This window comes from Streptomyces sp. NPDC006235 (genome assembly GCF_040613735.1).
Classification (GTDB): Bacteria; Actinomycetota; Actinomycetes; order Streptomycetales; family Streptomycetaceae; genus Streptomyces.
Genome location: NZ_JBEXSR010000012.1, coordinates 55359 through 68026, shown reverse-complemented (window position 1 = coordinate 68026; position 12668 = coordinate 55359). Strand labels below are relative to the sequence as shown.

Sequence of the window (12668 nt, the reverse complement as noted above, 5' to 3'; positions counted from 1 at the left end):
TGCTTCGCGTCGGACGGCTTGTCGAAGTCGAGGACCAGGCGAAGATCCTTCGGCACGCCGACGTCGGGACCGACGCCCCCCTCAGGCGCAGACGCCGAAGCCGACGGACTTTTTGCCCCTGAATCCGGCCCGTTGATGTCCTCCGGCGTTTTGTCGTCACCTCCGCCACAGGCTGTGAGGGGCAGAGCCGCCGCCGTGGTGAGTGCGGCCGCGGTGGTCAGAGCGCGGTGGACCACGGGCGTTCTCCCCCGGTGATGGACCATCGTCGTGCGTGTGTGCGGCTGGGAAGGAAGCCATCAGGGGATTAACGCGCGTCCTGGACAGCCATGGTGGATTGTGTGCGGAACGTGAGGAGTCTGCGTGGCAGTTGCGAAGGACGTCATTCCGTTGGCTCGGCCGCACGGCCGGGTGCATGCGACTGGCGGAGCAAATCGGACGTCAACCCCCTTCCTCCCCCACGCCCTTCGACGACCTCGATGAGAGTCCATAAGATCTCTGTAGGCTCAGCACACTTCTCGGCCCACAGTTCGCCTCACCGCACTCACACACGACCCCAGGACACCCGCCATGCCGCGACGCCGCACCTCCAGCTCGTCAAGCTCGACGGGAAGTACGACGGGAACGACGGCCCCAACGACGGCTCCGAGGAATCGGACGCCGCAGCCGGTGCGGATCCGGCGGCGGTCGTTCGGGGACTTCGTCAAGGCCTTCTTCGCGTTCCTCGCCCTGGCCGTGCTCCTCGTCGGCGTGCCCGGCGCGCTGGCCACGCAGATCGGGTGGCCGTTGCCGAGCGGGGTGCCGAGCCTCGACTGGCTCCAGCAAGAGATCACCGTCGAGACGTTCCTGAACATCCTCACCGTCGTGGTGTGGCTGGCGTGGGCCCAGTTCACCGCCTGCGTGCTCGTGGAGATGAAGGCCGCGCTGTCCGGTGTCGGGGTACCGGGGCGGGTGCCCGGCGCCGGGCCCAGTCAGCTGCTCGCCCGGCAGCTCGTCGCCGCGCTGCTGCTCGTCGGCGCCACCGCGGCCAGCTTCACGCCCGGCCTGTCGCAGCTCGGGCAGGGCGGCTACGACGCCCATCACAAGCCGACCGTCGCCTCGGCCCAGCAGACCCCGGGGTTCTTCGCCCAGCAGCAGGAGCAGGCCGCCGACACCGCGGCCGCCCTCGCCGAGCAGGCCTCGCACGCCGCCTCGCACGCCGACGCCGGCGGCAGCACCGCCAAGCAGGGCGACACGAAGTACTACCGGATCCAGCCGCCCGAGGGGCGCCACCACGACTCCCTGTGGGAGATAGCGGAACGGCACCTCGGTGACGGGCGTCGCTACAAGGAGATCTTCGAGCTCAACAAGGACCGCATCCAGCCGGACGGGTCCAAGCTCTCCGAGGCCAGCCTCATCCGGCCCGGATGGATCATGGAGATGCCGGGCGACGCGCGCGGCGGTGAACTCGTCGAGATGCCCGACGAGGCTCCCCACGTGTCACCGGACGTGCAGCAGCAGATCGCCGACTACGCCCAGACAGGGGACCACGCCCACGGCGGGGGCAGCGGTGCCCAGGGCGGCGGGCACGAGCACGCCGGTGGCGGCGCCACCCAGGTGTCCGTCCCCGAGCAGCAGCGGCCCGCCCCCGACACCGGCCACCAGCAGGCCACCGGCGTCGGCGCCGAGTCCGGCAGCTCCTTCGGTCTGCCCGAGGCCCTGCTCACCGCACCCCTCCTCGCCGCCGGTCTCCTCGGCGCCCTGGGGCGGCGGCGCCGGCAGGCCTTGTGGCAGTCGGCGTTCGGGGCCGTCGGCGGGCGGCGCGGCATGGAGCCGCCCACGCCGAGCGGGGACGCGCAGGACGTCCAGGACGCGCTGCTCGTCGGCGCCGACCCCGAGGGCGTGCGGCTGCTCGACCGGAGCCTGCGCGGTCTCGCCGCCTCCCTCGCCGAGGAGTCGCGGGCGCTGCCGGTCGTGTACGCCGCCTGGCTCAGCAACGGCGACCTGCACCTCCAGCTCGCCCAGCCCGCCGGGAAGCCGCCCGCCCCCTGGCAGCAGGGGCAGGACCAGACCTTCTGGATGCTGGCCCGGACCGACGCCGAGCGCTACGAGGACGTCGACACGGCCGCGCCCTACCCGGGGCTCGTCAGCCTCGGCACCATGGACGACTCGCGGCTGCTGCTCAACCTGGAGGCGGTGCCCGGCATCGTGTCGCTGAGCGGCCGGGAGGCCGACCGGGCCGCCGTCTTCGCGTCCGTCGCCGCCGAGTTGGCGACCAACGGCTGGTCGGACCGCATGACCATCACGCTCGTCGGCTTCGGGCAGGACCTGACGCCTCTCGCTCCGAACCGGATCCGGCACCTCGAGGACGTCGAGGCGCTCGTCGAGACCATGGAGGCCGAGACGCGGCAGCGGCGGGGCGCCCTGGGCGCGGCCGGGCACGACTCCGTCCTCACCGGGCGCACGGGGCCCGCCCAGCACACCCGCTGGGCCCCGCACCTGGTGCTGCTCGCCGCCCAGCCGTCCGCCGAGGACGCCGTCAAGCTCGCCGAACTCGCCGCCGACGCCAGCCGGCTCGGCATCGGCTACCTCGTCGGCACCGAGACCGGCGACCTGCCGGGCGCCGCCTGGGAGATGGAGATCACCGGCCAGGGCAAGTTGCTCGCGCCCCTCCTCGGGCTCGAACTCGACGCCCAGCTGCTGCCCGCCGCCCAGCAGCGGGCCGTCGTGGAGCTGTTCGTCGAAGCGGACCCGGAGAACCGGCCCGAGGGCAGCCCGGCCAACCGGCCGCCGTTCCTCGTCGACATCAGCGAGCAGGGCCGGCCGGCCGTCTACGCGCGGCTCGTCGGGCCGTACGAGATCATCGGCCTCGACACCCCGGACGGGGAGCGCAGCGCCCTGCTGCACGAGGCGCTCGCCCTGCTGCTCCTGCACCGCGAGGGCGTGCACCCGCGCGTGCTGTCCTCGGCGCTGTGGCCGCGCGGCGTCACCGACGACGTGCGCAACGCGCTGCTGGACCGGCTGCGCGACTGGCTCGGCGCCGACCCCGACGGCACTCCACGCCTCGGCACCGACGGCAGCGGCCGGCTCACGCTCGCCAAGTCCGTCGTCTCCGACCTGGACGTGCTGCGGTCCCTCTACCACGAGGCCACGCAGGGCAAGGGCGTCGGCAGCCGGGCCGTGCGCGGGCGGCTGCTCACCGACGCGCTCGTGCTGGTGCGCGGGCCGCTGCTCGCCGACCGGCCCGAGGGCCGCTACCGGTGGCTCACCCACGAGATCGTCGACGCCCAGCTGCCGCTGCTCGTCGCGGACACCGGGCTCGCGCTGTGCGAGTTCCACATGGAGAAGAACCGCGCCGAGAAGGCCATCGAGGCACTCAACGCGGCCCTGCGCACCGCCCCGGCCGACGAGCGCCTGTGGCACGAGCTGCTGCGCGCCACCCACGCCACCGGCGACACGTCCCGGCTGACCTCGCTCGCCACCGATCTCATCGGCCGCAGCGGGGCCCGCGGCCTGCCGCCGCGTACCGAGGCACTGCTCGACGAGCTGCTGCCGACGTGGCGCGACGCGATCGCCGCGGTGGGATGAACACCGGGGTCCTGGTCATCGCCGCCGCGCTGTGGGGCGCGGCGGCGGGCGCGTTCCTGCCGCGCGCGGCCTACCGGTTCTCGGCCCCCTCGGGGGAGCCGTGGCGGGAGCGGTGCCCCGGCGGGCACGCCCTCAAGGGCTGGCTCGGGCGGGCCTCCTGCCCGCAATGTGAGGATCGCGAGGAGGCCGGATACGGGCCGCGTACGACACCCCTGGTGATCGCCACCGCCCTCGTCTGCGCCGCCCTCGCCGCCGCCACCGGCACCCGGCCCGAGCTCGGCGTCTGGCTGCTGCTCGCGCCCGTCGGGGTGCTGCTGACGGCCGTCGACTTCCGGGTGCGGCGGCTGCCCGACCCGCTCACGCTGCCGTTCGCCGCGGCCGCGCTCGTCCTGCTCGGCCTCACCGTGCTCGTGCCCGAGCACGCGGGACAGTGGACGACCGCCCTGCTCGGCTCGCTCGCGCTGGGCGGCGGCTACTTCGTACTGTTCCTCATCAACCCCGCGGGGATGGGCTTCGGCGACGTCAAGCTCGCCCTGGGCGCGGGGGCGGTGCTCGGCTGGTACGGCTGGCCGACGGTGATGCTCGGCACCTTCGCCGGGTTCCTGCTGGGCGCGCTGTACGGCGGCGCCCTCGTCGTCGCGCGGCGGGCCGGGCGCAAGACGGCCATCCCCTTCGGGCCGTTCCTGATCTCCGGCGCCTTCCTCGGACTCCTGGCCGGGGCCTACGCGGCCTGACGTCCAGCGGCCCGAACGGCTGGCGTACGCTGGGCTGGTCCGTCCACAACCCTTACGAAAGGGACGCCCGGTGACCGAGAAGGCCGACCTTCAGCCCATCCTCGACCGTGCAGCCGCCGGTGGGCGGATCACTCCCGACGAGGCGCTCGCGCTGTACCGGGACGCCCCGCTGCACGCGCTGGGCGCCGCCGCCGACGCCGTACGCCGCCGCAGGTACGCCGGCACCGAGCACATCGCGACGTACATCATCGAGCGCAACATCAACTACACGAACGTCTGCGTCACGGCGTGCCGCTTCTGCGCCTTCTACGCCGCCCCCAAGGACACCGCCAAGGGCTGGACCCGCGACCTGGACGACATCCTGCGCCGGTGCGCCGAGACGGTCGAGCTGGGCGGCACCCAGATCATGTTCCAGGGCGGACACCACCCGGACTACGGCGTCGAGTACTACGAGAAGCACTTCGCGGCCATCAAGAAGGAGTTCCCGCAGCTGGTCATCCACAGCCTGGGGGCGTCCGAGGTCGAGCACATGGCCCGGATCTCCAAGGTGAGCGTCGAGGAGGCCATCCGGCGTATCCATGCCGCCGGGCTCGACTCCTTCGCCGGTGCCGGTGCCGAACTGCTGCCGGAGCGGCCCCGCAAGGCCATCGCCCCGCTGAAGGAGTCCGGCGAGCGCTGGCTGGAGATCATGGAGATCGCGCACAACCTGGGCGTGGAGTCCACCTCCACCATGCTCATGGGCACCGGCGAGACCAACGCCGAGCGCATCGAGCACCTGCGGATGATCCGGGACGTCCAGGACCGCACGGGCGGCTTCCGCGCCTTCATCCCGTACACGTACCAGCCGGAGAACAACCACCTGAAGGGCCGGACGCAGGCGACCCTCTTCGAGTACCTGCGGATGATCGCGATCGCCCGGCTGTTCATGGACAACATCGCCCACATCCAGGGCTCGTGGCTGACCACGGGCAAGGAGGTCGGGCAGCTCTCCCTGCACTACGGCGCCGACGACCTCGGCTCGATCATGCTGGAGGAGAACGTCGTCTCCTCCGCGGGCGCCAAGCACCGGTCCAACCGGATGGAGATCATCGACCTGATCCGCAAGGCAGGGCGGGTGCCCGCGCAGAGGTCGACCACGTACGAGCACCTCGTCGTGCACGACGACCCGGCGAACGACCCCGTCGACGACCGCGTGGTCTCGCACATCTCGTCCACGGCCATCGAGGGCGGCACGGCTCACCCCGAGCTAAAGCTGCTCGCCTCCAACTGAGCGGCGCCGGAGAGGTAGTTGGAAACCATTCACACGGCCGACGCCGTCCGCGTCACCTGGGACTCCGAGCCCGTCAAGGGCGGTGCCGTGGCCGTCGGACGGGACCGGATCGGTGCCGTCGGCAAACTCGACGACGTACGTGAGGCGTTCCCCCGCGCTCGGGTCCGCAGGTGGCCCGGGACCCTCGGCCCCGCCCGGGTCCACGAGGGCCCGCTCCCGGATGCCCCGAGCCCGCGCGAACGCGTCCACGAGGTGCTGAAGCTCGGCGCGGTCGCGGTCCTGGAGGAGTACGTCGACTCGCCGGAACTGCGGTCCGCCGCCGATCGCAACGACGTCGTCGTGCTGCCGCGTGCGCGCAGCACGGCGATCGTCCCGACCGGCCGCGCCGACCTCGCCGTCTTCGACGACGCGGGGGAGTGCGTCGCGACGGTGTGCGCGGGACGGCTCGTACACCGGCGGCGCTGATCAGCGCCCAGGTGTTCCGTCAGCCCGCGAACGCCTCCCCGAACGCCCCCGGACTCTGCCTCACCCCACTGCAATCGGTCGCCGGCCGGGCCGGCTTCGAGTCGTCCGCGCACTGCCGGTCCCGCGCGGCCGACCACATGGACACCCACCCGATGCCCTTCTCCTCGGCGAAGGCACGGACCTCGGCCGCGTCGGCGAGCGTGAAGGTCTCGCCGTCGACGTCGTTGACGCCGATCATCGAGGTGAGCGCCATGCCCTGCCAGGCCGCCGCGTCCGAGGTGCCGAAGACCTTCTTCAGCTGGGTGTGCGCGGCCCTGGCGGCCGCCCGGGCGTAGCCGCCCATGTCGCCGTCGAACGACGTGCCGTAGTTCATCGTCATCAGGTTGACTGTGGTGACCTGGACGCCGTTGTCGTCGGCGGAGCCGAGCAGCGCCAGGCTGTCCTCGCCCAGGCCCGAGGGCATGACCGGGAGCGTGAACGAGACCTCCAGATCCGTACGTTCCTTCTGGAGCAGCGCGATCGCCTTCGAACGCAGGGCGACGGAAGCGGAGTCGGCCAGCTCGTCGCCCTCGACGTCGAAGTCGGCCCGGGTGGCACCGGCCGCGTCGAGGGCCGCGCCGTACGCCGCCGCCAGTTCCGTCGCGCTGTCGCACACGGCCGCCAGTTCCTTGCCGGAGGCGCCGCCGAAGGAGACCCGGACCTGGCCGCCGTTCTTCGTCAGCCGCGCTATGCGGGACTTCACCGCGGAGTCGCCGATCGCGCGGCCGCCGTCCCAGCGCGGGGTGCAGTCGTCGCCGGCGGCCAGGACGAAGGCCAGGTTGTACGTCGTCGGGGAGCCGGCGGACTCGGTGCCGGCGGCATCCGTGGCGCTGACGTACGGGGCGTAGGCGGTGCCGGCCCTGGCAGGGGGCGAGGTGCCGGGGGCGGCTGTCGCCGAGGGGGCCGGGCGTGCCCGGTCGACCGGTTCGGCCGGTTCGGCCTGTTCGGAGCACCCCGTGGTGACCAGGGCGATCAGGCAGCCCAGACCGACCGCCGCAGGCTTCCGGTAACTCCTCATGACGTGTGCTCCCGTTCTCGTGAGACCTCAGAGGTACACACCCAGTACGTTTCCCGGCAGCGAACGTCTCCGGGGGCGGGGAGCACCGTGTCACGGCCGAAGCCGCGCCTTTTCCCGGGCGCGCCTTTTCCCGGGCGGGCGTACTGCAACAATGGGCCCGTGACCCGCGCATCCCTGGACAAGCAGCCGCACGAAGTCGCCTCGATGTTCGACGACGTGGCGGAACGGTACGACCTGACCAACGACGTGCTGTCCCTCGGCCAGGACCGGCGATGGCGCAAGGAGGTCGCCAAGGCGGTCGACGCGCGCCCCGCCCAGAAGATCCTCGACCTGGCGGCGGGCACGGGCACGTCCTCGCTGCCCTTCGCCCGCACCGGCGCCTACGTCGTCCCGTGCGACTTCTCCCAGGGCATGCTCCGGGTCGGCAAGCAGCGGCAGCCCTGGCTGCCCTACACCGCCGGGGACGCGACCCGGCTCCCCTTCAAGGACGACACCTTCGACGCCGTCACCATCTCCTTCGGACTGCGCAACGTGCAGGACACGGACGCCGCCCTGCGCGAGATGTACCGGGTGACCCGGCCCGGCGGACGGGTCGTGATCTGCGAGTTCTCGCACCCGACCTGGGCGCCGTTCCGTACCGTCTACACCGAGTACCTGATGCGCGCCCTGCCGCCGGTGGCGCGGGCCGTGTCCTCCAGCCCCGACGCCTACGTCTACCTCGCCGAGTCCATCCGGGCCTGGCCCGACCAGCCCGCGCTGGCCGAGCGGCTGGGCAAGGCCGGCTGGTCGCGGGTGGCCTGGCGCAATCTCAGCGGTGGCATCGTCGCCCTGCACCGGGGCTTCAAGGAGAGCTGATCCCTACGGGGAGATGAGGGCCATGTCCGGGTCGCCGGGTTCGTCCAGCTCGCGCTGGAGCCCGCCCCTGGGTGGCCTCGGGATCCGCGGCTCGTGCACGCCCCCGCCGCCTTCGCCGGGGCCGAAGTCGAACCACACGTAGACCATCGAGTCCCGCGGCACCTCGGCACCGGGCTGCGGGTACTGGCGTACGACGTAGTCGACGACGGCGCGCGTGAGGTCGGGCCGGTCCGGTGCGGCGAGCAGCAGGCCCTGCGCCCGGGCCGACTCCCGCGCGTCCACGGCCATCAGGCCCACCAGACGCGGCACACGCACTTCGGGTGTTTTGCGGGATGTGTGCACAGATGTCACCCCCAGCGGTAGAGGAAGGGTAACTCCCGCTCCGCACCTGCCGGAAGCGACAGGTGTCTTTCTGTGACACTCGACTACGCAGCGTCATCGATCGCGTGGCGGCGTGCCAGCCCTTCAGCGGGGTGATCAAGAGCGCTGAATAGACTGCCCCTGTCCAGTGCCGGTCGGCACGCAGATTCGAACCTTGGGGAGATCCCGCCGTGACCGAGCCCCTCTCCGAAAACACCGCCGATGTCATCGTCGTCGGCGCGGGGCCAGCCGGCTCCACCACCGCGTACCACCTCGCCAAGGCCGGACTCGACGTACTGCTCCTGGAGAAGACCGAGTTCCCGCGCGAGAAGGTCTGCGGCGACGGCCTCACCCCCCGCGCCGTCAAGCAGCTGGTGGCGATGGGCATCGACATCTCGGAGGAAGCCGGCTGGCTGCGCAACAAGGGACTGCGCATCATCGGCGGCGGGGTGCGGCTCCAGCTCGACTGGCCGGACCTCGCCTCCTTCCCCGACTACGGCCTCGTCCGCAAGCGTGACGACTTCGACGAGCAGCTCGCCCGGCAGGCCCAGAAGGCGGGCGCCCGGCTCTTCGAGCGCTGCAACGTGGGCGCGCCGATCCTGGACGACCGCACGGGCCGTATCACCGGCGTGCACGCCAAGCTCGGCGAGGAGAAGCGCGAGGTCACCTTCCGCGCCCCGCTCGTGGTGGCCGCCGACGGCAACTCCACGCGCCTGTCCCTCGCGATGGGCCTGCACCGCCGCGAGGACCGCCCGATGGGCGTGGCCGTACGGACGTACTTCACCAGCCCGCGCCACGAGGACGACTACCTGGAGTCCTGGCTGGAACTGTGGGACCGCCGCGGCCCCGTGGACCGTCTCCTGCCCGGCTACGGCTGGATCTTCGGCATGGGCGACGGCACGTCCAACGTCGGTCTCGGCGTCCTCAACACCTCCGACTCCTTCAAGGAGCTGGACTGGCGCGAGGTCCTGAAGGCCTGGTGCGCGTCCATGCCCGAGGACTGGGGCTACACCCCCGACAACATGACCGGGCCCATCCGCGGTGCCGCCCTCCCCATGGCCTTCAACCGCCAGCCCCACTACACCAAGGGGCTGTTGCTGGTGGGCGACGCCGGCGGTCTGGTGAACCCCTTCAACGGCGAGGGCATCGCCTACGCCATGGAGTCCGGCCAGATCGCCGCCGACGTCATCGTGCAGGCGCACGCGCGGGCGACGCCGGCCGGCCGTGAGATGGCCCTCCAGCGCTACCCGCGCGTCCTCAAGGACACCTACGGCGGCTACTACACGCTCGGCCGGGCCTTCGTGAAGCTCATCGGCAACCCGAAGGTCATGCAGATCGCGGCCCAGCGCGGTCTCACGCACCCGATGCTGATGAGGTTCACGCTGAAGCTCCTCGCGAACCTCACCGACCCGACCGGCGGCGACGCGATGGACCGCATCATCAACGGCCTGAGCAAGGTGGCGCCGAAGGCCTGACCAGGCATCCGGGCCTTCGGCGCCGAAGGCCCGGTCAGCCGGTCAGCCGGTCAGCCTCTCAGCCGGTCAGCCGCTCAGCGCTGCGATGTTGGCGGCCCGGCGCGCGAACACCGCCTCGCGCCGGTCCGCCATCTGCCGCAGCGCGTCCTTGCGTTCCCGCCTGGACAGCCGGTCCAGGTACACCTGTCCGTTCACATGGTCGGTCTCGTGCGCCAGGCAGCGGGCGAAGTAGCCCGTGCCCTCGATCACGAGCGGTTCGCCGTCCCGGTCGTACCCGCGCACCACGGCCCGGTCCGGACGCGGTACGTCCATCGTGGCGCCGGGCACCGACAGGCATCCCTCGCCCTCGTCGAGCAGCCTGCGGTGCGCGGCGGCCGGCGGCTCCAGCACCGGGTTGACGATGTGCCCGACGTGCCGCACGCCGTCGTCGTCCGGGCAGTCGTACACGAACAGCCGCAGGTCGACCCCGACCTGGTTCGCCGCGAGTCCGGCACCGTCCGCGGTGTACATCGTCAGGAACATGTCGTCGATCAGCGCGGCGAGGTCCGGACCGAACTCGGTGACGTCCCGGCACGGCTTGTGCAGGACCTCCTCGCCGACCTCGGTGATCCGCCGGACCTGCCCGCGCCGGGCCTCGGGCGCGAGCCTCGGGTACGAGTCGACGGGCCGTCCTTGCACGAAGACGCTCGGCATCTGTCTCTCCCTGTCTGCATGAGGATGCTGTGGGGAGTCATCACAGCAGAAGACCCGCAGCGGTCCCAGTGGCAGACCGGCCGTACCCGCAGACGCCTCCTCACGGCCGCCAGGAGAGCCGCCGGGGCCGGCGCCCAGGCCGCAGGGCCCAGCGAGGGCCGCAGCGGCTCCTGCGGCAGCAGGGCGCCTCGCCCTTCCCCCGGACATGCCGGGAGGGCCGCTGCCCCAGAGTGGCAGCGGCCCTCAAGCCCGTATGCGTGCGGTCAGAGGACGCGCACGGCGCCCGACGCCGGGTAGCCCGACAGGTCCTGGATGACGACGCCCTTGGACGGGTTGGCCGCGTCCAGGTACTGGCCGTCGCCGATGTAGACACCCACGTGGTACGCGGAGCCCTTGCCGCCCCAGTACAGGATGTCGCCGACCTGGACGTCGGACAGCGGCACGTCCGTGCCCGCCATCGACTGGTCCTGCGAGACGCGCGGCAGGTCCACACCCACCTGCTTGTACGCGGCCTGCACGAGGGAGGAGCAGTCCCAGGCGTTGGGACCGGTGGCGCCCATGACGTAGGCGTCACCCACCTGAGCCTTCAGGAAGGCGATGACGGTCGCGACGCTGCCGCTGGAGGGCGCCGACACCGACGTGGAGGCGGACGCGGAGGCGGAGGTGGAGAGCGTGGCGCGCTCGGCGCTGCGCGCGGCGCGCTCGGCGGCGGCCTTGCGGGCGGCCTCGGCGGCCTTCTTCTTGGCCTCCGCCTTCTTCTTGGCCTCGGCGAGGTCCTTCTTGGCCTCCGCGGCGGCCTTGGCCGCGGCTGCGTCACGCTCGGCGCGCAGTTCGTAGTTCGCGGCCGCCTGCTGGGTGGCGGCGGCGGACTGGGCGACCTGAGCGGACATATCGGCCGTCAGGGTGGGCAGTTCGATGGTCTGGGTGACCGGCTCGGCGGCGTTCGCCGAGGCCGACGCACCCGCCGCTGCCATGCTGAGAACGCCACCGGCAACTCCGGCACGCAGGGCGATCGAAGAGGTCGCGCTGCGGCGGGGCTTCCGGTGGCTGCGTATGTGAGCGGTGTGGGACATGGGAACAACCGGTACCAGGGGCTCCTTCATATCTTCAAGAAACGTGTGCTGCGCCACAGTTGTTCAATCGGGCTCCCAAAACCCCCTCGCGAGCCCCTTTATTGACGCCGTAACGGACATTCCGGGCTCACCGTAACCGGCCTGTGATCACGGTCTTTGATCAATACGCCCGAATTGCCCCGCACCTACCATCGGTTGGGTTGATTGGCCAAGCCCCGTTCTCATGGGCCTCTCATGCGTGTGACGGAGGTCACGGAACGGCTGCCGGGATGGGCGCGTCCGGCGCGGGAGATCACGACCGGATCACGACCTCGCGAAGATCGTGAACGAATGCACGCGTCCACACTCCGCCCCGCACGCCCCTCGATGTGTGAACGCGCCTCTATCAAGAGATCGACTCCCTCGCCAATTTGCATGCAAGGGAACCCTCTTGATATTGAGACGCCCCCTCCGGCCTGCGCTGACGAGCCAAAATGTCACCTCTCGTGATCACTCGGACGCTTCGGGTGTGAAGATCACCGCTCATCCGACTTCATGATCGATCGTCAGGTGGTGGAGATCACAAAGCTTGTGCAATACCCCGTGTCGCAGATCACAGAGCGTCGGGCATAAGATGCACGCGGTTGGGCTTGTGACCTGCTTCACATGTTCCCGATCTTCGCCGGGGCGGGCGGGGTTCGAGGGACAGGTGGGGCGGAAGTGGGCCCGACGCAAACCGCCAGCAGTCAGTGCCGACTGAGAGGAGCGAGGAGCGGTGAACGCTTATGCGCCCATCCTCGTACTGGGAGCCCTCGGGGCAGGCTTTGCGATCTTCTCCGTGGTCATGGCCACGTTGATCGGGCCCAAGCGGTACAACCGGGCCAAGCTCGAGGCCTACGAATGCGGGATCGAGCCGACCCCCACGCCGGCCGGCGGCGGGCGCTTCCCGATCAAGTACTACCTGACGGCGATGCTCTTCATCATTTTCGATATCGAGATCGTCTTCCTCTACCCCTGGGCCGTCACGTTCGACGCCCTGGGGATTTTCGGGCTCGTGGAGATGCTGCTCTTCGTGCTCACCGTCTTCGTCGCGTACGCGTACGTATGGCGGCGCGGCGGCCTGGAATGGGACTGAGGGGCCAC

11 protein-coding genes are annotated in these 12668 nt (G+C 71.2%); 7 read left to right on the top strand and 4 right to left on the bottom strand.

Annotated elements, in window-relative coordinates:
• Window positions 1-567 precede the first annotated feature (567 nt).
• The 4 genes from ABZ192_RS16805 (at window position 568) to ABZ192_RS16790 (ending at window position 6033) form a co-directional block, all read left to right on the top strand.
• Window positions 568-3564 (top strand): BTAD domain-containing putative transcriptional regulator, encoded by a 2997-nt coding sequence (locus tag ABZ192_RS16805; RefSeq protein ID WP_356925236.1) that lies wholly within the window; start codon window positions 568-570, stop codon window positions 3562-3564.
• On the top strand, window positions 3561-4298 hold the full coding sequence (locus ABZ192_RS16800; protein ID WP_356925235.1) for an A24 family peptidase: 738 nt from the start codon (window positions 3561-3563) through the stop codon (window positions 4296-4298). Before ABZ192_RS16805 ends, ABZ192_RS16800 begins: the two co-directional genes overlap by 4 nt.
• A 70-nt stretch (window positions 4299-4368) precedes the next feature.
• The gene (mqnC, locus tag ABZ192_RS16795) at window positions 4369-5568 is read left to right on the top strand and encodes a cyclic dehypoxanthinyl futalosine synthase (RefSeq protein WP_356925234.1); all 1200 of its coding nucleotides are present in this window, start codon (window positions 4369-4371) and stop codon (window positions 5566-5568) included.
• Between the two features lie 18 nt (window positions 5569-5586).
• Window positions 5587-6033, top strand: a complete 447-nt coding sequence (locus ABZ192_RS16790; protein WP_356925233.1) for a hypothetical protein — start codon at window positions 5587-5589, stop codon at window positions 6031-6033.
• 19 nt (window positions 6034-6052) lie between these two features.
• On the opposite strand, the gene ABZ192_RS16785 is transcribed toward ABZ192_RS16790, so the two are convergent.
• Window positions 6053-7090, bottom strand: a complete 1038-nt coding sequence (locus ABZ192_RS16785) for a chitinase (protein ID WP_356925232.1) — start codon at window positions 7088-7090, stop codon at window positions 6053-6055.
• Between the two features lie 159 nt (window positions 7091-7249).
• Between ABZ192_RS16785 and ABZ192_RS16780 the strand changes: the two genes are divergently transcribed.
• On the top strand, window positions 7250-7945 hold the full coding sequence (locus ABZ192_RS16780; RefSeq protein WP_356925231.1) for a demethylmenaquinone methyltransferase: 696 nt from the start codon (window positions 7250-7252) through the stop codon (window positions 7943-7945).
• Between the two features lie 3 nt (window positions 7946-7948).
• Here the strand turns inward: ABZ192_RS16780 and ABZ192_RS16775 are convergent, their stop codons facing one another.
• Entirely contained in the window at window positions 7949-8260 is a 312-nt protein-coding gene (locus ABZ192_RS16775) for a PASTA domain-containing protein (RefSeq protein WP_356925230.1), read from the bottom strand.
• Window positions 8261-8496: 236 nt separating this feature from the next.
• Here ABZ192_RS16775 and ABZ192_RS16770 point away from each other — a divergent pair, with 236 nt between their 5' ends.
• Window positions 8497-9780, top strand: a complete 1284-nt coding sequence (locus tag ABZ192_RS16770; protein ID WP_356925229.1) for a geranylgeranyl reductase family protein — start codon at window positions 8497-8499, stop codon at window positions 9778-9780.
• A 66-nt stretch (window positions 9781-9846) separates the two neighbouring features.
• On the opposite strand, the gene def is transcribed toward ABZ192_RS16770, so the two are convergent.
• Window positions 9847-10473 (bottom strand): peptide deformylase, encoded by a 627-nt coding sequence (gene def, locus ABZ192_RS16765; protein WP_356925228.1) that lies wholly within the window; start codon window positions 10471-10473, stop codon window positions 9847-9849.
• Between the two features lie 263 nt (window positions 10474-10736).
• Complete coding sequence (locus tag ABZ192_RS16760) at window positions 10737-11576, bottom strand: C40 family peptidase (RefSeq protein WP_356925227.1); 840 nt, start codon at window positions 11574-11576, stop codon at window positions 10737-10739.
• A gap of 724 nt (window positions 11577-12300) precedes the next feature.
• Between ABZ192_RS16760 and ABZ192_RS16755 the strand changes: the two genes are divergently transcribed.
• On the top strand, window positions 12301-12660 hold the full coding sequence (locus ABZ192_RS16755) for an NADH-quinone oxidoreductase subunit A (RefSeq protein WP_003974383.1): 360 nt from the start codon (window positions 12301-12303) through the stop codon (window positions 12658-12660).
• The last annotated feature ends 8 nt before the right edge of the window (window positions 12661-12668 follow it).

Bases quoted from the DNA above. Each gene is read 5' to 3' on its own strand.
- ABZ192_RS16785 (WP_356925232.1), bottom strand. From the start codon at position 7,090: ATGAGGAGTTACCGGAAGCCTGCGGCGGTCGGTCTGGGCTGCCTGATC.
- ABZ192_RS16760 (WP_356925227.1), bottom strand. From the start codon at position 11,576: ATGAAGGAGCCCCTGGTACCGGTTGTTCCCATGTCCCACACCGCTCAC.
- ABZ192_RS16805 (WP_356925236.1), top strand. From the start codon at position 568: ATGCCGCGACGCCGCACCTCCAGCTCGTCAAGCTCGACGGGAAGTACG.
- ABZ192_RS16800 (WP_356925235.1), top strand. From the start codon at position 3,561: ATGAACACCGGGGTCCTGGTCATCGCCGCCGCGCTGTGGGGCGCGGCG.
- def (WP_356925228.1), bottom strand. From the start codon at position 10,473: ATGCCGAGCGTCTTCGTGCAAGGACGGCCCGTCGACTCGTACCCGAGG.